The sequence below is a fragment of the Pseudomonas sp. genome (assembly GCF_030150285.1).
In the GTDB taxonomy this organism is placed as follows: Bacteria; Pseudomonadota; Gammaproteobacteria; order Pseudomonadales; family Pseudomonadaceae; genus Aquipseudomonas.
This window is the reverse complement of the sequence record NZ_JASLGE010000043.1, coordinates 192466-213368: the sequence shown is the minus strand read 5'-3', so window position 1 is coordinate 213368 and position 20903 is coordinate 192466. Positions and strand designations below refer to the sequence as shown.

Annotated in this window: 19 protein-coding genes; 12 read left to right on the top strand and 7 right to left on the bottom strand. The window is 62.5% G+C overall.

Features of this window, described 5'->3' with window-relative positions; genetic code table 11:
* Positions 1-925: 925 nt before the first annotated feature.
* Positions 926-1252, top strand: coding sequence for a helix-turn-helix transcriptional regulator (locus Q1W15_RS10990; protein ID WP_300727739.1), 327 nt, complete (start codon positions 926-928; stop codon positions 1250-1252).
* A 45-nt stretch (positions 1253-1297) separates the two neighbouring features.
* Here the strand turns inward: Q1W15_RS10990 and Q1W15_RS10985 are convergent, their stop codons facing one another.
* From Q1W15_RS10985 to Q1W15_RS10975, 3 genes are all read right to left on the bottom strand, one after another.
* Positions 1298-3721 carry a TonB-dependent siderophore receptor gene (locus Q1W15_RS10985; RefSeq protein ID WP_300727736.1) on the bottom strand — a complete coding sequence of 808 codons (2424 nt, stop codon included), beginning with the start codon at positions 3719-3721 and terminating at the stop codon, positions 1298-1300.
* A gap of 101 nt (positions 3722-3822) precedes the next feature.
* Positions 3823-4782: a FecR domain-containing protein gene (locus Q1W15_RS10980; protein WP_300727734.1), complete on the bottom strand. Its 960-nt coding sequence runs from the start codon at positions 4780-4782 to the stop codon at positions 3823-3825.
* Positions 4779-5315, bottom strand: a complete 537-nt coding sequence (locus Q1W15_RS10975) for a sigma-70 family RNA polymerase sigma factor (RefSeq protein WP_300727731.1) — start codon at positions 5313-5315, stop codon at positions 4779-4781. The genes Q1W15_RS10980 and Q1W15_RS10975 overlap by 4 nt, the downstream gene beginning before the upstream one ends.
* A gap of 198 nt (positions 5316-5513) precedes the next feature.
* Between Q1W15_RS10975 and Q1W15_RS10970 the strand changes: the two genes are divergently transcribed.
* The 7 genes from Q1W15_RS10970 (at position 5514) to Q1W15_RS10940 (ending at position 11024) form a co-directional block, all read left to right on the top strand.
* Positions 5514-6185 carry a GntR family transcriptional regulator gene (locus Q1W15_RS10970; protein WP_300727728.1) on the top strand — a complete coding sequence of 224 codons (672 nt, stop codon included), beginning with the start codon at positions 5514-5516 and terminating at the stop codon, positions 6183-6185.
* 113 nt (positions 6186-6298) lie between these two features.
* On the top strand, positions 6299-7231 hold the full coding sequence (locus tag Q1W15_RS10965) for a 4-hydroxyproline epimerase (RefSeq protein ID WP_300727725.1): 933 nt from the start codon (positions 6299-6301) through the stop codon (positions 7229-7231).
* Positions 7228-8343 carry an FAD-binding oxidoreductase gene (locus Q1W15_RS10960; RefSeq protein WP_300727723.1) on the top strand — a complete coding sequence of 372 codons (1116 nt, stop codon included), beginning with the start codon at positions 7228-7230 and terminating at the stop codon, positions 8341-8343. The genes Q1W15_RS10965 and Q1W15_RS10960 overlap by 4 nt, the downstream gene beginning before the upstream one ends.
* Entirely contained in the window at positions 8336-8572 is a 237-nt protein-coding gene (locus Q1W15_RS10955; RefSeq protein WP_300727720.1) for a (2Fe-2S)-binding protein, read from the top strand. Before Q1W15_RS10960 ends, Q1W15_RS10955 begins: the two co-directional genes overlap by 8 nt.
* Positions 8569-9825: an FAD/NAD(P)-binding oxidoreductase gene (locus Q1W15_RS10950; protein WP_300727717.1), complete on the top strand. Its 1257-nt coding sequence runs from the start codon at positions 8569-8571 to the stop codon at positions 9823-9825. The genes Q1W15_RS10955 and Q1W15_RS10950 overlap by 4 nt, the downstream gene beginning before the upstream one ends.
* A gap of 74 nt (positions 9826-9899) precedes the next feature.
* The gene (locus Q1W15_RS10945; RefSeq protein ID WP_300727759.1) at positions 9900-10649 is read left to right on the top strand and encodes an AraC family transcriptional regulator; all 750 of its coding nucleotides are present in this window, start codon (positions 9900-9902) and stop codon (positions 10647-10649) included.
* A gap of 96 nt (positions 10650-10745) precedes the next feature.
* Entirely contained in the window at positions 10746-11024 is a 279-nt protein-coding gene (locus tag Q1W15_RS10940) for a hypothetical protein (RefSeq protein WP_300727714.1), read from the top strand.
* On the opposite strand, the gene Q1W15_RS10935 is transcribed toward Q1W15_RS10940, so the two are convergent.
* Together Q1W15_RS10935 and Q1W15_RS10930 are read right to left on the bottom strand one after the other, a co-directional pair.
* On the bottom strand, positions 11021-13384 hold the full coding sequence (locus Q1W15_RS10935; RefSeq protein WP_300727756.1) for a DNA polymerase II: 2364 nt from the start codon (positions 13382-13384) through the stop codon (positions 11021-11023). The genes Q1W15_RS10940 and Q1W15_RS10935 overlap by 4 nt on opposite strands.
* A gap of 30 nt (positions 13385-13414) precedes the next feature.
* On the bottom strand, positions 13415-13768 hold the full coding sequence (locus Q1W15_RS10930; protein ID WP_300727711.1) for a hypothetical protein: 354 nt from the start codon (positions 13766-13768) through the stop codon (positions 13415-13417).
* A 357-nt stretch (positions 13769-14125) separates the two neighbouring features.
* Here Q1W15_RS10930 and Q1W15_RS10925 point away from each other — a divergent pair, with 357 nt between their 5' ends.
* A complete protein-coding gene (locus tag Q1W15_RS10925) occupies positions 14126-15709 on the top strand; it encodes an aldehyde dehydrogenase (NADP(+)) (protein WP_300727709.1) in 1584 nt (527 codons plus the stop codon).
* Between the two features lie 374 nt (positions 15710-16083).
* Here Q1W15_RS10925 and Q1W15_RS10920 read toward each other — a convergent pair whose 3' ends face one another.
* Complete coding sequence (locus tag Q1W15_RS10920; protein WP_300727707.1) at positions 16084-16389, bottom strand: NIPSNAP family protein; 306 nt, start codon at positions 16387-16389, stop codon at positions 16084-16086.
* A 79-nt stretch (positions 16390-16468) separates the two neighbouring features.
* Positions 16469-17248: a DNA-binding transcriptional regulator gene (locus Q1W15_RS10915; RefSeq protein ID WP_300727705.1), complete on the bottom strand. Its 780-nt coding sequence runs from the start codon at positions 17246-17248 to the stop codon at positions 16469-16471.
* 136 nt (positions 17249-17384) lie between these two features.
* On the opposite strand from Q1W15_RS10915, the gene Q1W15_RS10910 reads away from it, so the two are divergent.
* The 3 genes from Q1W15_RS10910 to Q1W15_RS10900 are packed head-to-tail and all read left to right on the top strand — an operon-like array spanning position 17385 to position 20900.
* Positions 17385-19043, top strand: a complete 1659-nt coding sequence (locus Q1W15_RS10910) for a bifunctional 3-(3-hydroxy-phenyl)propionate/3-hydroxycinnamic acid hydroxylase (RefSeq protein WP_300727702.1) — start codon at positions 17385-17387, stop codon at positions 19041-19043.
* A 1-nt stretch (position 19044) separates the two neighbouring features.
* On the top strand, positions 19045-19998 hold the full coding sequence (gene mhpB / locus Q1W15_RS10905; RefSeq protein ID WP_300727699.1) for a 3-carboxyethylcatechol 2,3-dioxygenase: 954 nt from the start codon (positions 19045-19047) through the stop codon (positions 19996-19998).
* A 17-nt stretch (positions 19999-20015) separates the two neighbouring features.
* Complete coding sequence (locus Q1W15_RS10900; protein ID WP_300727696.1) at positions 20016-20900, top strand: alpha/beta fold hydrolase; 885 nt, start codon at positions 20016-20018, stop codon at positions 20898-20900.
* The last annotated feature ends 3 nt before the right edge of the window (positions 20901-20903 follow it).

Genomic DNA, 20903 nt, shown 5'->3' with positions numbered 1-20903 from the left:
TGACCGGCATGGATGCCGGGAAAGCCGTGTCGGGCCAAGGATGGCCCGTCTCGGCGTGCCCTCGAAGCGGGACCGGAGCGAGGGAACCTGAGCGCAGCGAAGGCCGAACGTCGGGGCAAGGCCTTTTTGGTTCCTTTTGTGGCTGTTTGACAAAAGGGACTCGCTGTAAGAGCGAAACCGATAGCCCGGTTAAATGCTCGTAATGGATATGTACCCGGTACACAGGTAGTCCGCCCCTCCTGATAGATCCGGGATTCAGGGTTTACGATCGCTGCGCAATCGGACGTAGCCTCGTTCTACTCGTCAACTGCTACGGAACACGCCGCACGCGCTGTTGATCTTGATCTTGATCTACAAGCCCCTTTCGGCAGGCCGAACATCGGGGCAAGGCCTTTTGGGTTCCTTTTGCGGCTGTTTGACAAAAGGGACTCGCTGTAAGAGCGAAACCGATAGCCCGGTTAAACACTCGTAATGGATATGTACCCGGTACACAGGTAGTCCGCCCCTCCTGCCAGATCCGGGATTCAGGGTTTACGATCGCTACGCAATCGAACGTAGCCTCGCCCAGCTCGGCAACTGCTACGGCACACGCCGCACGCGCTGTTGATCTTGATCTTGATCTTGATCTACAAGCCCCTTTCGGCAGGCCGAACATCGGGGCAAGGCCTTTTGGGTTCCTTTTGCGGCTGTTTGACAAAAGGGACTCGCTGTAAAAGTAACCCGCTGCCCTACTCTCTTTAGCGCCAGCCGTAGAACGCTCACCTGTAAGTTCTGACAGTAGCCAGGTATTACCACTTGGATTAACGTCACTTCACAGTAAAAAAGAGTCTGGCTAGCACTCCCTACGTAGACCGTTCGCAACGCCGACTCTTTTAACTGCAAGTTTCAGGTTTTCTATTCACCGGACTGTTAAGAGAGACTCGGTATGCACACCATCGGCAGCCGCTTGCGGGAAGAACGGGTTCGATTGAATCTCAAACAACAAAGCTTCGCAGCGTGTGGGGGCGTTTTAATTAATGCTCAAGGGCAATATGAAAAAGGCAGTCGCTCACCTCGGGCCGACTATTTGCTGCGCGTGGCGTCATTAGGCGTGGATATTCTGTATGTCATCACCGGCCAGAAATCATCCAGCGCCGAGCCCGGTGAGGATTCCCAGGCTCTGTTCAATGCCTATTCGCAATTGAGTGAGTCGGATCAAATGCTAATCGCTGAGCTGCTCAAGGCCCTGACCCGGCATGAAACCTCACACTGACGCCCGACACCTCGCCCGCAAGGCTCACGGGCGGGGCGGCCAGGGTCAAAAGTCGTAACGCAGGCTGGTCATCAGGTTACGAGGCGCGCCGTACACACTCCAATTATCGGCGTAACTGTAGTACGAGCGATCAAGCAGGTTGTTGACGTTCAAGGCCACACTCAGGTGGTCGTTGACCTGATAACGCCCCATCAGGTTTATCAAGGCATAACTGCCCTGTTCAAACTCATGCAGGTTCTGGCCAATCTTGCTCTGCCAGTTAACCCCTGCGCCCACGGTCAGTTTGCTCCAGTTCCCCGGCAAGCGATAAGACGTAAACGTTTTAAGGCTGTGGCGCGGGATGTTGGTGACGATGCGCTCGTCATCATGGTCCAGGCTGACGCTGTAGGCATACCCCGCCGAGGCCTGCCAGTTGTCGGTCAGTTCGCCGTTCAATTCGATCTCAAGGCCTTGTGTCGTGGTGCCCTGCTCCGCCGTGTAGGTGTCGAACTCGCCGGCGTAAACCGCCAGGTTGTCCTGTTCAATTCTGAACAGCGCCAGGCTGGCGTTCAGGCGATCCTCCAGAAAGGCACCCTTGAGCCCGGTCTCGTAGCCCGTGCCTTCCTGTGGGTTGAGTGGTTTGCCGTTTTTGTCTTTAACGCCATAGGCCTGCGGGTTGAAGATTTTGGTGTAGCTGGCATACACCGCCCAGGTGTCATTCAGGTCGTACACCACGCCTGCATAGGGCAGAAACACGCCGTTGCGGGTTTCATCGTTGTGCGTCGCCACGCCAGCGTCAGGCCGGTTCTCGCTGCTGCGGGTCCAGTCGGTCACCCGCGCGCCCAAAATCACTTTCAGGTCATCGGTCACGTTCAGCCGGGTGGTGGCATACGCGGCGTACTGGTTTTCTTCAATCACGCTTTTGCCTTGCGCGGTGGTATCGGGTTTGGGGCCTTTGCCGTCCCAGATGAAAATATTGTCGATGCCGCCGTCGTAACCGGTCCATGGCCCGTACCAGCCGCCATGCTCCGGGACGCTTTCGCGGTAGCGTGACAGGGTCACGCCGGTGATCAATTCATGCTCACGACCCAACGCCATAAACGGCCCGGTGACATAGGCATCCACGGTGTTTTCGCGGGGTGTGCCCGACCATCGGTTGGGGAACATATAGGCTCCCGAACCACTGGCCTGATCGATGCTGCCGTTCATGTAGTTGATCAATTCATCGAACTGGAATGCGGTATGCCCGCCTTCAATCCTGGCGCTCCAGCCGTTATCAAAACGGTGTTCGAGCGAAGCGAACAGGTTGCTCTTGGCCACGTCGTAATAGGACCAGTCCGGGGCGCTGTTGGCGGAACGCTTGAAGTGGCTTTTCTCACCGTTGGCAAAAAATACCGGGAAGCCCGTGCGCAGGGGCGAATTGGCCTGGTTCTTCACATAACTGAAACCGGCCGTGAGCAACGTCGACTCGCTGAGGTCGAACTCAGTGATGCCGTACACCAACTGGTTATCCTGGGTGTAGCGGTCAACCCATGCCTTCTGGTTCTTGTAGTCGAGTACCAGGCGCCCACGCACGTTACCGGTCTCGGTCAACGGCCCGGATACGTCCATGCCCAGCCCATAGCGGTCCCAGGTGCCTGCCTCTGCCGTGATGCTGGCCTGATTGTCGGCGGTCGGTCGCTTGCGGATCAGGTTCACCGTCGCGGATGGGGTGCCCGAACCACTGATCAGGCCCGTGGCCCCGCGCACAATTTCGATGCGGTCGTACATCGCGGTGCTCTGGGAAAAATTGCCCAACCGCGCGGATGTCGGTACGCCGTCGACCTCAAAGTTGTTGATCATGAAACCGCGTGACCAGTAGGTATCGTTCTCCGCGCCCACGCCCACGCGTGACACCGCGATACCCGGCGTGGCCTCCATCACATCGGTCAGGTTAGCGAGTTTAAGGTCCTTGATGCGCTGGTCGGTCATCACGGTGATGGACTGCGGGGTGTCTTTGAGTGCCAGGTTCAGGCGCGTCGAACTGCTGGACGAGTACGTGCTGTAGGAGCCACTGCCTTCGGTGGTCGAGCCGGCGGCCTTACCGGAGATCATGGTGCTGCCCAGTTCCAGCGGCCCGCCCGCCACTGCACCCGCTTGCACCTGAAGCTGGTAACGCCCTTCACCGATGGGCACTGCCATCAGGCCACTGCGGCTCAACACGACGTGCAGCGCTTGCTCAACCGTGTACGTGCCACGCAGGGCCGGGCTGGTTTTGCCGGCCGTCAGCGCCGCATCACCCGCCAGGTACACACCGGCCTGGGCCGCAAGCAGATTGAGCTGGTTGGCCAGCGGTCCTGAAGGCAGCTCAAAAAAACGGCTGTCGACCTGCTCCGTCGCAGCCGCAACTGGGCTGAGGGTCATGGCCACTGGCGTGGCGAGTGCCAGAACGATGGCCAGCGCCAGCGGGTGCGTAGGGTGAGAGCGATCAGGCTGAGGTAAGGCATGCATGCAAAATGACATTGAAGGGTCCCGGTCGAGAAAGGCGTTAAGCCGTGGTCTCTTGTTAATTCGAATGAGACTCAAAAACCGGAAGGCTTCTCGAAAAAAAACTAGCGGGGAACCACCGTCGCCCACCAGGGCAGGGTGTGTTCGAGGCGCACGGGCAATACGTGTTCAAGCATGGATAGCACTTGGTCCGTGTCGTGCAGCGGGTACGTGCCCATCACTCGCAGGTCGGCGACCCGTGGATCAACCCCCAGGTGCCCATGTCGATACGTGGCCAGTTCAGCAATAAAATCAGCGAGGCGGGTGTCGTTGGCCAACAGCACCCCTTGCGCCCAGGCCTGACGTTCCAGGCGTGCCGGTTCTGTGGCGAACAGCCGCTGCGCGTCAAAAGCCAGCGCCTGACCAGCCGCTACCACGCGGGTGTCACCCCCGACACCCGCCGTGGCCTTGACCTGCCCTTCAAATACGCTGAGCTCAGTGCGCTCACCCCGCTCACGCACACTGAAGCGGGTGCCCAGAGGCTGCAGGTGCCCCTGCGCCGTTTCAACCGAAAACGGGCGCGGATCACGCCCGGTGTTAATCAGCACTTCACCGGCATACAGCCTGACGGTGCGCTGCGTTGCACTGTAATCAACGTCCAGCGCGGTGCCGCTGTTGAGCCACACCTGCGTACCGTCCGCCAGGCGTTGCGCGCCAAGTACCGCAGTGCCGGTGTGATAGTCCGTGGTCAAGGCATCTGGCAGCCAGCGTTGACGCCAGCCCGCCCAGCCCAGCATGGCACCGCCCAGCACAATCGACAGGCTGCGCAGCACCTGGCGGCGAGAGCGGCGGGTATGGCGCAAATGTTCAAGGGTTTGCGCGGCCCCGGCAGTGTCACCCTGTAGCGGGGCAAACCGTTGGCTCACGCGCTCGACATAACACCAGGCCAACCGGTTGCGCTCGCTTTGAGCGTGCCACTGGCACCAGGCTTCGTGTACCCCGTGCGCCACAGGCTCATCACTGAGCCGGGCAAACCAGTGCGCGGCCTGTTGCAACGTGGCGTGATCCAGCGTGGCAGCCGTCACAGCAACGCCCCTTCAAGCTCAACTTCCAGCAGCAGGCACTGCAACATGGCCTGGGCCATGTATTTGGTCACCGTGCGCTCGCTGACCCCCAGGCGCTCGCCAATCTGGCGGTAGTTCAAACCCTCAAGCTGTGCCAGGCAAAAAGCCTGAGCGACTTTGCCCGGCAAGCGGTCGAGCATGGCCTGCAATTGCTGCAACGCCTCCAGCACCAGGGCCCGATGCTCTTCGGAAGGTGAATGCTGCTCCGGACGCTGGCTTAGCACTTCAGCCCATGCCCGCTCGACCTGCTTGCGCCGCCAGAAATCCACGCACACATGCCGCGACATCGCACTCAGGTACGCGCGGGCGTGGCTGTCATTGGTAAAGGTTCTGGGCTGGACCAACAGGCGCACAAACACATCGTGCGCCAACTCAGCGGCATCGCTGGTATTGCCCAGTTTTTTGCTGAGCCACTGGCGAATCCAGCCGTGGTGGGCAATGTACAGATCCGAGACGTTGCAAGGCGTGGACACAGGTTCGAGGGGGCTGGCCATGAAAACAAATCTTACGAATGATAATTGTTACCAATCATATATCGGATAATACCCCGCCACAAGCAACCCCCCTACCGTTCCATTTGCGACCGAATCCACAATTTTTACGACACACACGTCACAAGCTGACCACCGGCACAAGGAATAGGTGTATCAATTCGTATACCATATCCATTTTTAGAGCGAACAATCCTTACCGTGGCCCTACCCAAACTCAACGCCCCCGACCTGGGCAACTCGCCCTCCACATCGGAAATCATCACTCGCCACCTGCGCGATGCCATCGTGGCCGGGCATTTTGACGAAGACGAGCCGATTCGCCAGGACGACATTGCCCGCCAGTTCAATGTCAGCAAAATCCCGGTGCGCGAGGCCCTCAAGCGTCTTGAGGCGGAAGGGCTGGTGATGTTCCAGCGCAATCGCGGGGCCATGGTCACGCGTATTTCCGATGCCGAGCTGGCGCAGATGTTTGAAGTGCGCATGCTGCTTGAAGACAAGCTACTGCGCCTGGCCATTCCCAATATGACCGAAGAAACCTTCGCCCGCGCCGAGCAGATTTGCCAGGAGTTTGTGGGCGAGGAAGACGTGGGCCGCTGGGCCGAACTGAACTGGGAACTGCATGCCTGCCTCTACGAACCGGCGCAACGCCCGTTCATGATCAGCCTGATTCGTTCGGTCAACGACAAACTGGAGCGCTACCTGCGCCTGCAAATGAGCCTGTCAGCAGGCAAAGTACGGGCCGACCACGAGCACCGCGAGATCCTCGACGCCTGCCGCGCCGGCGATGTGGAACGGGCTGTTAGCCTGCTTGACGAGCACATTGCCGGGGTCTGTCAAACGTTGTTTGAGCACCTGCCACAAAGCCACTGAACCGGCTCCCGCTGTGCTGATTTCGTCATCCGCGCGGCGCAAATCCATCAAGCCGCAAACACCCGCTACCCGCCACGCTAGTGCTCTCCCAAACCCATGGACGTGGCCCTTCTATGAAACGCATCACCGTAATCGATTCCCACACGGGCGGCGAACCCACCCGGCTGGTCACCGCTGGCTTTCCCGACTTGGGCACCGGCAGCATGGCCGAGCGCCGCCAGCGGTTGGCCGAGCAGCATGATGCGTGGCGCGCCGCGTGTGTACTCGAACCCCGGGGCAGTGATGTGCTGGTGGGCGCGTTGTTGTGCGAGCCGGTAGACCCGAGCGCCTGCGCCGGGGTGATCTTTTTTAATAACACCGGTTACCTGGGCATGTGCGGCCACGGCACCATCGGCCTGGTCGCCTCGCTGGCCCACCTGGGCAAAATCGGCCCTGGCGTGCACAGCATCGAAACCCCGGTGGGCACTGTGCAAGCCACCCTGCACGACGACCATTCGGTGAGCGTGCGCAACGTGCCGTCTTACCGCTACCGCCAGGCCTTGAGCCTGCAGGTCCCGGGTATCGGCCAGGTCACGGGCGATGTGGCGTGGGGCGGCAACTGGTTTTTCCTCATTGCCGACCACGGCCAGCGCATCGCGGGCGATAACATCGACGCCCTGACCGCCTACACCTACGCCGTGCAGCAGGCCCTGGAAGCCCAAGGTATTCGCGGTGAAGACGGCGGCCTGATCGACCATATCGAACTGTTTGCCGACGACGCCCAAGCCGACAGCCGCAACTACGTGCTATGCCCCGGCAAGGCCTATGACCGCTCCCCGTGCGGCACCGGCACCAGCGCCAAGCTGGCGTGCCTGGCCGCCGACGGCAAGCTGCAACCGGGCCAGATCTGGCGTCAGGCCAGCGTCATCGGCAGCCAGTTCGAGGGTTCGTATGAATGGGCCGGCGAGCGCATCGTGCCAACCATTCGCGGCCGCGCCTATATCAGTGCCGAAGCCAGCCTGATCATTGAACAGGACGATCCCTTCGCCTGGGGCATTCGCCCATGACCCACGGCCGCGTAGCCGATGTCATCGTGATCGGCGCGGGCATTGTCGGCGCGGCCTGTGCCCAGGCACTGGCCCGCCGCGGGCAGCGCGTGCTGGTGCTCGACGCCGGCCTGCACGGCGCGACGGCGGCGGGCATGGGCCATTTGCTGGTGCTCGATGACAACCCGGCGGAACTGGCCCTCACCCAACACTCGCTGCAGCGCTGGCGCGAGCACGGGCCGCACCTGCCCGACGGGTGCGCCTACCGCAGCAACGGTACGCTGTGGCTGGCCGCCAACCCCGAAGAAATGGCCGTGGCGCAGACCAAATACGACACCCTGCAGGCCCACGGCGTGGCCTGTGAACTGATCGGCAGCAGCGCCCTGCGTGAGCGTGAGCCGGCCCTGCGCGAAGGGTTGGAAGGCGGCCTGCTGATCACCGGCGACGGTATTTTGTACGCCCCAGCCACCGCGCGCTGGATGCTCGACACACCGGGCATCGAACAGCGCCGGGCACGGGTGGTGGAAGTCGACGGCAGCCGCGTACGGCTGGCGGACGGCCACTGGCTCAGTGCCGACGCCGTGGTGCTGGCCAACGGCATACAGGCCACCGAGCTGTGCCCAGAGCTACCCATCGAACCGAAAAAAGGCCACTTGCTGATCACCGACCGCTACCCCGGCACCGTCACCCATACGCTGGTGGAACTGGGTTACGTGACCAGCGCGCACACGGCGACCGGGCCGTCGACGGCTTGCAATATCCAGCCACGCCCCACCGGGCAATTATTTATCGGGGCGTCGCGCCAGTTTGGCACCACCGACCCGGCGGTCGAAGGCTGGATGCTCGCCAAAATGCTCAAGCGGGCCACCGAGTACATGCCCGGGCTCGCGCAGCTTAATGGCATTCGCGCCTGGACCGGCTTTCGCGCCGCGAGCCCCGACGGCATGCCACTGGTGGGTGAGCACCCGCAACGCAAGGGTGTGTGGCTGGCGGTGGGCCATGAAGGCCTGGGCGTCACCACGGCCCCCGGCACGGCCGATGTCTTGATGGCCCAGATGTTCAACGAAGCCTCGCCGTTGCGAGCCGACCCTTATTTGCCCGAACGTTTTGCCGGAGGCCTTGCCCATGCCTGAGTTGATGCTCAATGGCCAACCCCTGCGCGTGGCCCCCGGCACCTCGGTGGCCGCCGCCCTGAGGCTGGGTGGCGATGGCAGCAGCCGCACCTCGGTCAGCGGCCAGCGCCGGGCACCGTTGTGCGGCATGGGCATTTGTCAGGAATGCCGCGTGACCATCGACGGCCGCCGTCGCCTCGCCTGCCAAACGCTGTGCCAGGACGGCATGCACGTAGAGACCCAGCCATGACGGAACACACCGATCTGTTGATTATCGGCGCGGGCCCGGCCGGCATGGCCGCCGCGCTCGCCGCTGCCGCCAGTGGCGCGCGGATTGTGCTGCTCGATGACAACCCGCTGCCGGGCGGCCAGATCTGGCGCGACGGCCCACAAGCCGCCCTGCCCCGCCAGGCTCGCGAGCAGCGGGAGGCGCTGCTGCGCATGAGCAATATTCACCTGTACAACAGCACCCGCGTGATCGCCTGCGCCGGGGCCAAACAGTTGCTGGTGGAAAACGACGAACGCGGCTGGACCCTCACCTATGACCGGCTGATTCTGTGCACCGGTGCCCGTGAGTTGCTGTTGCCGTTTCCGGGCTGGACTTTGCCCGGTGTCACGGGAGCGGGCGGCTTGCAAGCGCTGATCAAGGGCGGTATGCCGGTGGCGGGCGAGCGCGTAGTGATTGCGGGCAGCGGCCCGTTATTGCTGGCCAGCGCCGCCACCGCCCGGCACAACGGCGCGCAGATCGTGCGCATCGCCGAACAAGCTGCGCTGGGAGCCGTGGCCGGTTTCGCCGCACACCTGCCGCGTTGGCCGCATAAGTGGCTGCAATCGTTCAGCCTGTTTGACGCCCGTTACCGCACCGCCACCCAGGTGGTTGCCGCACTGGGCCACGAGCGATTGGAAGGTGTACGCCTGCAGCATCAGGGTAAAACCGTGGAGTTGGCCTGCGACCGTCTGGCCTGTGGTTTCGGCCTGATTCCCAATACCCAATTGGGCCAGGCACTGGGTTACGCCCTCGACGGCCAGGCGCTGGCGGTGGATGCGTGGCAGCGCAGCACACGGGACGACCATTACGCCGCCGGCGAATGCACCGGTTTTGGCGGCAGTGAACTGGCGTTGGTCGAGGGCGCTATTGCCGGCCACGCCGCCGTCGGCGCGCGCCAGGCCGCACAGGCGCTGTGGCCTCGGCGTGCGCGCTGGCAAGGGTTTGCCCGCACACTGAACCGCGCCTTCGCCCTCAACCCGACGCTCAAGCAACTGCCCCGGGCCGACACGCTGGTGTGCCGCTGTGAGGACGTGGCCTACGCCGACCTCGTCGGCCACCGCGACTGGCGCGAGGCCAAACTGGCCACCCGCTGCGGCATGGGCGCGTGCCAAGGCCGTGTGTGCGGCGGGGCCGTGGCCCACCTGTTTGGCTGGCAAACCCCGGCCCCCCGGCCGCCCTTCAGCCCCGCGCGCATTGACACCTTGCTGTGCCTGGACGAGACCCCGCCCGCATGAATCCGGGCGCGGGGGTATCGGCCGGGGAGCCAAATGACTATGATCCGGCTGATTGCCATCAGACCGACAGCACCATGTACGCTTCGCTCAGCCCGTTCAAACCGTGTGATTTGCCGACCCTGCTCAGTAGCCTGCAACCGATTGCACCGTTGCTCGATACGCTCTCGGATGTGGTGTTTTTCATCAAGGACAGCGAGGCCCGCTATGCCTTTGTCAACCAGACCCTGGCCCGCCGCTGCGGTTTCAAGCACAGCCATGAACTGCTGGGCCTGACCGCCGAGCGGGTGTTCCCCCAGCGCTTCGGCCCGCTGTACACCGAGCAGGATCGCCGAGTGCTGACCAGCGGCCGCACCCTGGCCGACCAGTTGGAACTGCACCTGTATTTCGGCAACCAGCCGGTCTGGTGCCTGACCCACAAACTGGCGTTGCGCGACACCGAAGACCGCATCGTCGGCCTGGCGGGCATCTCCCGCGACCTGCAACTGCCGCAGTCGGGCCACCCGGCGTTTCAGAAACTGGCCGCTGTGGACGCCTATATTCGCGAACACTTTGCCCGCCCCATCGCCCTCGCTGAACTGACCGCCATCGCCGGGGTGTCAGTGGCGCAACTGGAGCGCAACTGCAAACGGGTGTTCCAGCTCACGCCCAGGCAGATGATCCACAAGGCGCGCCTTGAAGAGTCCTCGCGGCTGCTGCTGCACACCGAGCTGCCCATCACCGACATTGCCCTGCGCTGCGGCTACACCGATCACAGCGCCTTCAGCCGCCAGTTCCGCGCACTCACCAGTCTGTCGCCCAGCCAGTACCGCGAAAGCCGCCGCTGAGCGGTTTAAGCGTCGCGCCCGGCACGGCAGCAAGCCCGGCCCGCGGAAAAGGAGTACCCTGCCGCCCTGCTTTACTCCCCCGCACATGGAACCCCTATGTACCCCAACGCTGAACGCTACAACCCCGACACCGAATACGCTAACAAACTGGTCGACCGCATCGGCCAGACGCCGGGCTGGATTGCCCAGCGCATCGGTGCCACCGAAAAACGCATGCGCTACATCCTCGCCGGGTCACGCACGATCAAAGGCGACACCACTGAAATTTTTATGACCTACGCCGAGCAATTCTGCCTGGAGTGCCTGGCGGTTGAAGCCAAGGCCGCTAAAGACCGTGCCCGCTCCAGGGAACTGGCCGCCGCCAAGGGCGCTTAAAACAGGCCCATCTGCCCGCCCACCAGGGCGCTGAAGTCGTCGTCGACAAACACCAGAATCGCATCGGCCACCGGTTGCAGTTGCCGGGTGAGGTAGTGGTCGTAGTCCACCGGCGCGGTGAGGTTTTCCAGCGGCTGCGGCCCCGCCACGGTGATCAGGTAACGGATGCTGCCGCCGCTCTGGTACTGCCGGGGCCGGCCCTGCTGGTCGTTGTACTCATCGGCCAGCCGTGCCGCGCGCACATGGGGCGGCACGTTGCGCTCGTAGTCGTCCAGCGGGCGGCGCAGGCGCTTGCGGTAAATCAGCAGCTCGTCATGCTCGCCCGCCAGGGTGCTGCGTACGAAATCGCGCACATACGCCTGATACGGCTGGCGATCAAAAATACGCTGGTACAACGCCTGCTGAAATTGCCGGGCCAGCGGCGACCAGTCACTGCGCACTGTTTCCAGGCCCTTGTAGACCATCTCGCGCTCGCCGTCGGCCCGCACCACCAGCCCCGCGTAACGCTTCTTGCTGCCTTCTTCAGCGCCGCGAATGGTGGGCATCAAAAACCGCGTGTAGTGGGTTTCAAACTGCAATTCCAGCGCGCTGTGAAGCCCGTAGGTCTCTTGCACATGGGCCCGCCACCACTGATTGACATGGGCCACCAGCTCACGGCCGATACGCGTCGCCTCGGCTTCGCTGTGTTCGCTGCGCAGCCACACAAAGGTCGAATCGGTGTCACCGTAAATCACGCTAAAGCCCTGCGCTTCGATCAACGCCCGGGTCTTGAGCATGATCTCGTGGCCGCGCAGGGTGATGGACGACGCCAGGCGCGTGTCGAAAAACCGGCAGCCGCTGGAGCCCAATACGCCGTAAAACGCATTCATGATGATTTTCAGGGCCTGAGACAAGGGCGCGTTTTTCTCGCGCTTGGCCACTTCACGGCCGTTGGCCACGCGCTCGATAATGGCCGGCAGGCAATGCCGCGTGCGGGAAAAACGGGCCCCGCGAAAACCCGGCACAGACGCTTCATCGCTGGGGTCGCGCAGGCCTTCGACCAGCCCCAGCGGGTCGATCAAAAAGGTGCGAATAATCGACGGGTATAGGCTCTTGTAGTCGAATACCAGCACCGACTCATACAAGCCAGGCCGCGAGTCCATGACAAACCCGCCCGGGCTGGCCTGGGGCGGCTTCTCCCCCAGGTTCGGGGCGACAAAGCCCTGGCGGTGCATCAACGGCATGTACAAATGGTAAAACGCCGCCACCGAGCCGCCGCTGCGATCGGCCGGTAACCCGGTCACCGAAGCACGCTCCAACAGGAAGGTCAGCAGCTCGGTTTTCTCAAAGATGCGCGTCACCAGCTCGCAGTCTTTAAGGTTGTAACGCGCCAGGGCCGGCTTGTCCTCGGCAAACATGCGGTTGATTTCGTCCATGCGCTGGTACGGCGTGCTGATGTCCTTGCCTTCTCCCAGCAAGGTTTGCGCAACGTTTTCCAGGCTAAAAGACGGGAACGACCAGGTGGCCGAGCGCAGCGACTCGATGCCGTCGATGATCAGGCGACCCGCCGCGCTGGCAAAGAAATGCTGCTTGCGCGTGCCGTGTTCGCGCCATTGCATCTCGTTGCCGCCGCGCCCCAGCAGCAGCGGTATACCCAGGCACCGGGCATGCTCGTGCAAAATACGCAGGTCGAACTGCACCACGTTCCAGCCAATGATCGCGTCAGGGTCGTGCAGCGCCAGCCAGTGGTTCAGGCGGTGCAACAACTCGCCCCGGGTGGCACAAAATTCCAGGTCGAAATTGACCGGCGTATCGGCGTCGGTGGCCTTGCCCAGCATGTACACCTGGCGCTGACCGCAGCCTTCAAGGGCGATGGAGTACAAGTCGCCCTGGGCGCTGGTTTCAATGTCCAGCGACACCAGCTTCAGGCGTGGTCGGTAATCGGGGTGAGGTTTCATTCGGGCGTTGTGCAGCACACCGTCGGCCTGAAGCTCGCCGCTGAAACTCACGGGGGCCGTGATAAAACGCTCCATCAGGTAGCGCTCGGGGGCCCGCACGTCGGCCTCATACACATCCACTCCAGCACGGCGCAACCGCTGGGCAATGTCGATCAATTGGCCCTGCTGGCGGCAGTACACGCCCAGGACTGGCCGGGACTGGAAGTCACACAACGCCAACGCCCGCAGCTCAACATGCCGCTCATGCTGCAACAGGGCTTCGGCCTGCTCGCGTTGCACGGCCGGAATAAACGCATTGCACACCTGATACGGCAAGCGCAGTTGCTGCGGCCCCGCATCGGTGGCCAACCAGAACTCCACTTCCGTGCCCGCGGGCGTATCGCGCCAGTGACGGGTGAGGACAAAGCCCTGCCTTACCTGCACCACGGCGGCCTCAACGCCACGCCAGCCGGGTTACAGGCATGTCGCCAGCATCGCCATGCGGCGCAGGGCCGTGCTGTCATCCGGGCGCTGGGCGTAGTAACTCACGGAGGTGCCCATGCCCTGCGGCACCAGGTCGGCAAAGGACTCGCCGCCACGGGTGTAGACCGTCAACTGGCCGTTCTTGCCCGACTGGATATAGCCGCTGGCATCCACCCCGAACACGGTTTCGTCCTGCCACGAAAACTGAATACATTCGGCCACCAGCGGTGCCGCTTTATCCGACGTCAGCGCCCGCACCGGGCTGTGTTGACGGGTCTCATTCATGGCCGTTGAGGCACAGCCGGCCAACAAGGCCACGCTCACAGCACCGATCAGCATTCGCATGGTTATTCCTCTTGAAAAAGTCGGCCACGATAGCATGTTGATATGCCTCAAGAGGCGCCCCAGTGGCTGCAAGGGCTGCCGTGTGTAGCGCGCAGGGGCCCCGGGCATACTTGCCGCGCACAAAGAGGTACGACAACATGTGATTTTGTGTCTACACTCGGGCATGAAAAAACCGCTGACAACGGCACTTCCAGTGGAAATTCTGCATTGCGGGACGAAATATCAACTCGTATGATGTCCGTTAACATCAGTTACAGGTGCCGCCTACCCTGTCGTGCCGTGTGCCTGGCGACCCCTACCTCCCCTGTCTGGTGCCTGAGCCACCGGGCTTCACACCTCTCTAGCAAGGAACCCACCATGTCGACCGTAACCGGCCACAACTTCATCAATGGCGGCCGCAGTGCTGCTGGCACCGTCACCCTGCACAGCCTGGATGCCAGCACTGGCGAAGCGCTGCCGTTTACTTTTCACCAGGCCACCGCCGAAGAAGTGGACCGCGCCGCCCTTGCCGCCGACCAGGCCTTTGCCGCGTTCCGCCAACTGAGCCCTGAGCGTCGCGCCGAATTCCTCGACGCCATCGCCGATGAAATCGACCAGTTGGGTGATGACTTTGTGGCCGTGGTGTGCCGCGAAACCGCCTTGCCGGCCGCCCGTATTCAAGGCGAGCGCGGCCGCACCAGCGGCCAGATGCGCCTGTTCGCCAAGGTGCTGCGCCGTGGTGATTTCCTGGGGGCGCGAATTGACCTGGCCCTGCCGGACCGCACCCCGCTGCCGCGCGTCGACCTGCGCCAGTACCGCATCGGTGTCGGCCCGGTGGCCGTATTTGGTGCCAGCAACTTCCCGCTGGCCTTCTCCACCGCCGGCGGTGACACCGCCGCCGCTTTTGCCGCCGGTTGCCCAGTGGTGTTCAAGGCCCACAGCGGGCACATGGCAACCGCCGATCTCGTGGCCAGCGCCATCGTTCGCGCCGCCGAGAAAACCGGCATGCCGTCGGGTGTGTTCAACATGATCTTTGGCTCGGGTGTGGGCGAGCAACTGGTCAAACACCCGCTGATTCAAGCCGTCGGTTTTACCGGTTCGCTGCACGGCGGCAACGCCCTGAGCAAAATGGCCGCCGAACGCGAGCAGCCGATCCCGGTGTTCGCTGAAATGTCCAGCATCAACCCGGTGCTGGTGCTGCCGCAGGCGCTGGCCGCACGCAGCGCTACCGTGGCCAAGGACCTGGCCGCGTCGGTCACCCAGGGCGGTGGCCAATTCTGCACCAACCCGGGCCTGGTCATCGGCCTGCGCTCGGCGTCGTTCTCGGCGTTTATCGAGCAACTGCAACAGAACATGGCTGAACAACCGCCGCACACCTTGCTCAATGCAGGCGGCCTGCGCAGCTACGCCAAGGGCGTGGAACACCTGCTGTCGCACCCGGGCATCAGCCACCTGGCCGGGCAACACCAAGCCGGTGCCAAGGCCCAGCCGCAACTGTTCAAGGCCGATGTCAGCCTGTTGCTGAACAAGGACCCCTTGCTACAGGAAGAAGTGTTCGGCCCGACCACCATCATCATTGAAGTGGCCGACGACGCTCAGCTCAAGGCCGCACTGCTGGCCCTGCGCGGGCAACTCACCGCCACGCTGATTGGCGAACCGGCCGACCTGCAACAGTACCAGTGGCTGGTGCCGATCCTGGAACAGAAAGTCGGCCGCATTCTGGTCAACGGCTACCCCACCGGGGTGGAAGTGTGCGACGCCATGGTCCACGGCGGCCCGTACCCGGCGACGTCCGATGCGCGTGGCACCTCAGTGGGTTCGCTGGCCATCGACCGCTTCCTGCGCCCGGTGTGCTACCAGAACTACCCGGATGCCTTGCTCCCTGAAGCGCTGCAAAACAGCAACCCACTGGGCCTGCAACGTTTGGTCAACGGTGAGTGGAGTGCAAAAGCAACGGGTTAAGCGTTACGCGCAGCCCTGAACGGAAGGCACCTCTCGAAGGTGCCTTTTTTATGCCCGGAAATTGGATCCAATATCAAATTTCAGGCAAAAAAAAGCCCAAGTAGCTGATGGAAACTTGGGGCTTAAAAATGCATAAACCGTGGTAGGTGAACGCAGGACGATAATATCCCATTGTCACAACTAGTAACAAGATATTCTGCGGTTTTTTTTCAAGGCCGGTACTGACCCACGTCAGTGTATGCGTGCGTTACCGACGGCCCTGCGCTTTTTCGACGGCGATTTCACCCGGTCTTTTGACCTTGACTGTTACCGCGCGGGTGTTACCAAACCGCCGATTTTCCTCAGAAAACCGGCGCTATAGCCTCGCGAGGGGATTACTCAAATACCGGTCGGAAAAACGAACGTTCGTAACTGAGGATAAAGCGGGCGTCTTCAGCCGTTTTAAACGCCGCGATGCACTCAGCGTCGGTTTTGGACCGTTCGCGATAGTCTTCATAGGCCGCCAGGCTAGGAAAGGTGAACATCGCCAGCGCTATGTTGTTGGCCCCTTCCGAAGGCAGGAAATAGCCGTGGTGCGTGCCGCCGAACTTCTCCACCAGCGGGATCCACACCCGCGCGTAGGTTTCAAATTCGGCCAATTGGTAAGGGTCAATCACATAACGCAGGTAGCAGGTGATCATGGCTTGGCGTCCGGGTTAAAAAGGAAGCTGAAGGCTAATCCTGTGGCCCCTTTACGACAAGGTCAGTGCGTACACGTTTTTAAGCGCCCAACCCGGCTTCGATCTTGCCCACCACCGCCCTCATGGCGGGCAGGTAGCGTTTTGCCGCTTCTTCAACGGGCATGGCCTTGGCGATATAGACCAGGTTCAAACACCCCATCACCCGCGCCTCAAACATCACCGGAATGGCAATGGAAGCGATTTTTCGCTCGGCCCCCCAGTGGGCATTGTTTTCGCCGTAGCCCTTGCCCCGTGTGTGCTCGACCAGGCGCTCGACAAAGCGTCGGTCCGCCGCCAGCACGGCTTCCTCGTCATCACGGCTTATCAGCAATTCGATCAACTCTTCGCGTTCGGCCGGCGAGCAGAATGCGAAGTACGCCCGCCCGGTCGCGGTCATCAACAAGGGCAAGCGCCGCCCCACCATTGAGCGATGGAACGACAGGCGGCTGAAGCGGTGCGTGGTTTCGCGAATCACCATCGCGTCACCGTCCAGGGTGCACAGGTCCGTGGGCCACACCACCTGTTGCAACAACTCCCCGAGCAAAGGGGCCGCCACAGACGAGATCCATTGCTCATCACGAAACCCTTCACTCAATTCACGCACCTTGAGTGTCAGCCGGTAGCTGTCATCCGACTCGCTGCGGCGCACATACCCTTCGGCCTGCAAGGTCTCCAGCAAACGGCGCACGGTGGTGCGGTGCAGCCCGCACTGCTGCGCCAATTGCGCCGTGCTCGCCCCGCCATCAAAGCGGTTCAACCCGTTAATCAGGGCCAGCCCGCGCATCAGGCCGCGCACGGCCTTGTATTCAGTTTCGCTCATGGGCGACCTCTTTTTTCTTGTAATTCAACGATGTGCACTCAGTGCACCCTAGCAAGGGTTGTCGTTGTCCACCAGCGTGACGGTTTCCATACTGAGCCCAACAACAAATTCAAAAAAGCGCTGCACGGAGATACCCATGAGTTCTGCACCCACACCTTGCACTGTGGACATGACCACAGACGTCGCTATTGTCGGCGCTGGCCCTGTCGGTTTGATGATCGCCAATTACCTGGGCCAATGTGGTGTCACGGTCACCTTGCTGGAAAAGCTCGACAGCCTGATCGACTATCCCCGCGCCATCGGCCTGGATGATGAAAGTCTGCGGGCCTTCCAGGCCGTCAACCTGGTCGACCAGGTCCTGCCCCACACCACCCCTTGGCATGCCATGCGTTTTCTCACGCCCAAGGGTCGCTGCTTTGCCGATATTCAACCCACAACCGATGAATTCGGCTGGTCGCGCCGCAATGCGTTTATCCAGCCGCTGGCCGACCGTGTGCTGTTTGACGGCCTGAAGCGCTTTGACAACGTCAAGGTGCTGTTCGGCCGTGAGCTGGAAGGGTTTATCCAGAACGACAAGGGCGTGGCGCTCACCCTCAAGGGCTCCGACGGCCAGACTGAGCGGTTGCACGCCCAGTACCTGATTGGCTGCGACGGGGGCAACAGCCTGGTAAGGCGCAACCTCAACATCAGCTTTGAGGGCAAGACCGCCCCCAACCAGTGGATCGTCGTCGACATCGCCAATGACCCGCTGAGCACACCCCATGTGTACCTGTGCTGCGACCCGGTGCGCCCTTATGTGTCGGCGGCCTTGCCGCATAGCGTGCGCCGCTTTGAATTTATGGTGATGCCCGGCGAGACCGAAGTTGAACTGAGCAAGCCCGAGAACCTGCGCAAGCTGCTGGCCAAGGTCATCCCCGACCCGGACCGCATCGAGCTGATCCGCAGCCGTGTGTACACCCATAACGCGCGCCTGGCCGGGCGTTTTCGCCAAGGCCGCGTGCTGCTGGCCGGGGATGCCGCGCACATCATGCCGGTGTGGCAGGGCCAGGGGTACAACAGCGGTATGCGCGACGCCTGCAACCTGGCCTGGAAACTGGCGCTGGTGGTCAAGGGCCTGAGTACCGACGCCCTGCTCGACACCTATGAGCAGGAACGCCGCGACCATGCCAAAGCGATGATCGACTTGTCGGTGCTGGCCGGGCATGTGCTCGCGCCGCCCAAACGCTGGCAAGGCACGGTGCGCGACGGCGTGTCGTGGCTGCTCAATTACGTGCCGCCGGTCAAACGCTACTTTGTCGAAATGCGCTTCAAACCCATGCCGCAGTACACCCGTGGCGCGTTGATCGCCCCCACGGAAAAACACTCGCCCGTGGGTAAAATGTTTATTCAGCCCCGGGTGCTGACCGAAGCCGGCAGTACCGTACTGCTGGACGAAGTGATCGGTAAGAACTTCGCCATCATTGCCTGGGGCTGCGACCCGACCTGGGGCCTGAACCCCGCCCAGTTGGCGCAATGGCAAGCGCTGGGCACGCGTTTTATCCAAGTGCTGCCAGACGTTCAACTCAAAGTCGCCAGTGATGCGCCGGCAGGCGTGATCCGCGTGGGTGACACCACAGGCCGCCTCAAGGAATGGTTCGCGCGCGGTTCCTCTTCCATTGCGCTGCTGCGCCCCGACCGTTTTCTCGCCGCCGTGGCCATCCCGCAAACCGTGGGTCGGGCCTGCGACGAGCTGGCCGCGGCGCTCAACGCCGTGCCTCTGCCCACCGACGCGGCTGTCGCCAGGCAGGTGGCGTGAGATGAGTGCCTTGGTGCAGTGCCTGTCCCATACCCCACTCGTGGGCCACGTTGACCCCAGCCCTCAGGTGCTGGCCGAAGTGGACGCCATGCTCGGCCAAGCCCGCGAGCGCATCGCCCGCTTCGATCCACAGCTGATCGTGCTGTTCGGCCCCGATCACTACAACGGCTTTTTCTATGACGTGATGCCCCCGTTCTGCGTGGGCATGGCGGCTCAGGCCATCGGCGATTTCGACACGGCCGCCGGCCCGTTGGACGTGCCCCGGCCGCTGGCCGAAGCCTGCGCCCAAGCGGTGCTGGACGGCGGTGTCGATACCGCCGTGTCGTACTGCATGCAAGTCGATCATGCCTTCGCCCAACCGCTGGAACTGCTGGTGGGCGGCCTGCAAGCGTGCCCGGTGATCCCCGTGTTTATCAATTGCGTGGCCGTGCCACTGCCCGGTTTCCAGCGCGCCCGCCTGCTCGGCGAAGCCATCGGCCACTGGGCCCGCACGCTGAATAAACGGGTATTGTTTCTGGCCTCGGGCGGGTTGTCCCATCAACCGCCGGTGCCGGAGCTGGCCACCGTAGACGCCCGTATGGCCGACCGCCTGATGGGCAGTGGTCGCCAATTGCCCGCCACGGAGCGAGAGGCCCGCCAGCAACGGGTAATCCAGGCCGCCCGGCAGTTTGTCGAGGATCAAAACAGCCTGCACCCGCTTAACCCGACTTGGGATCAACAGTTTCTCGACACCCTGGAACAGGGCCGCCTGAGCGATCTGGACGGCCTGAGCAACGCGGCGCTTTCGGCGCTGGCGGGCAAGTCCACCCACGAAGTCAAAACCTGGGTGGCTGCATTCGCCGCCCTGTCGGCCTTCGGCCCCTATCACAGCCACGGCCGCTACTACCGGCCGATTCCCGAGTGGATTGCAGGCTTCGGTGCCCTGGGTGCCCAGCCATTCACGTCCCCCCTTTGAATCCAAGGAACCTTGCCATGACTGCCCCTGAACCCGCCTTCACCGAAGCCTCCACCAGCCGTTTTGCCCGCATCCGCGAAGGCGGTCTGGACCTGCAACTGCATTACAACGACATCGCACCGAACCCGGCGAACCCGCTGGCCGAGACTGTGGTCATGCTGCATGGCTCCGGCCCGGGTGCCAGCGGTTGGGCCAACTTCAACCGCAACCTGCAACCATTGGTCAATGCCGGCTTTCGCGTGATCCTGATGGACTGCCCGGGCTGGAGCAAAAGTGACCCGGTGGTGAGCCCCGGCTCACGCTCGAACCTCAATGCCCACGCCCTCAAAGGCCTGCTCGACGTGCTGGAGCTGGGCCGTGTGCACCTGATCGGCAACTCCATGGGGGCCCACAGCGCCGTGGCTTTTGCCCTGGATAACCGCGAACGCATCGGCAAGCTGATTTTGATGGGCGGCGGCACCGGTGGCCCGAGCGCCTTCGTGCCGCAACCCACCGAAGGCATCAAGTTGATCGGCGCGCTGTACCGTGAACCGAGCCTCGAAAACCTGAAAAAAATGATGAGTGTCTTCGTGTTCGACACCAGCACCCTCACCGAAACCCTGTTCCAGACCCGCCTGGACAACATGCTGTCGCGCCGTGATCACCTCGCTAACTTCGTCGAAAGCAGCCGGCTCAACCCCAAGCAATTCCCGGATTTCAGCCATCGCCTGCACGAAATCAGCGCCCACACCCTGCTGGTCTGGGGCCGCGAGGATCGCTTCGTACCCATGGACACCGGCCTGCGCCTGCTCGCCGGCCTGCCCCATGCGCAATTGCACGTGTTCAACCGCTGTGGCCACTGGGCGCAATGGGAACACGCCGACACGTTCAACCGCCTGGTGCTGGACTTCCTGACCCATTAATAA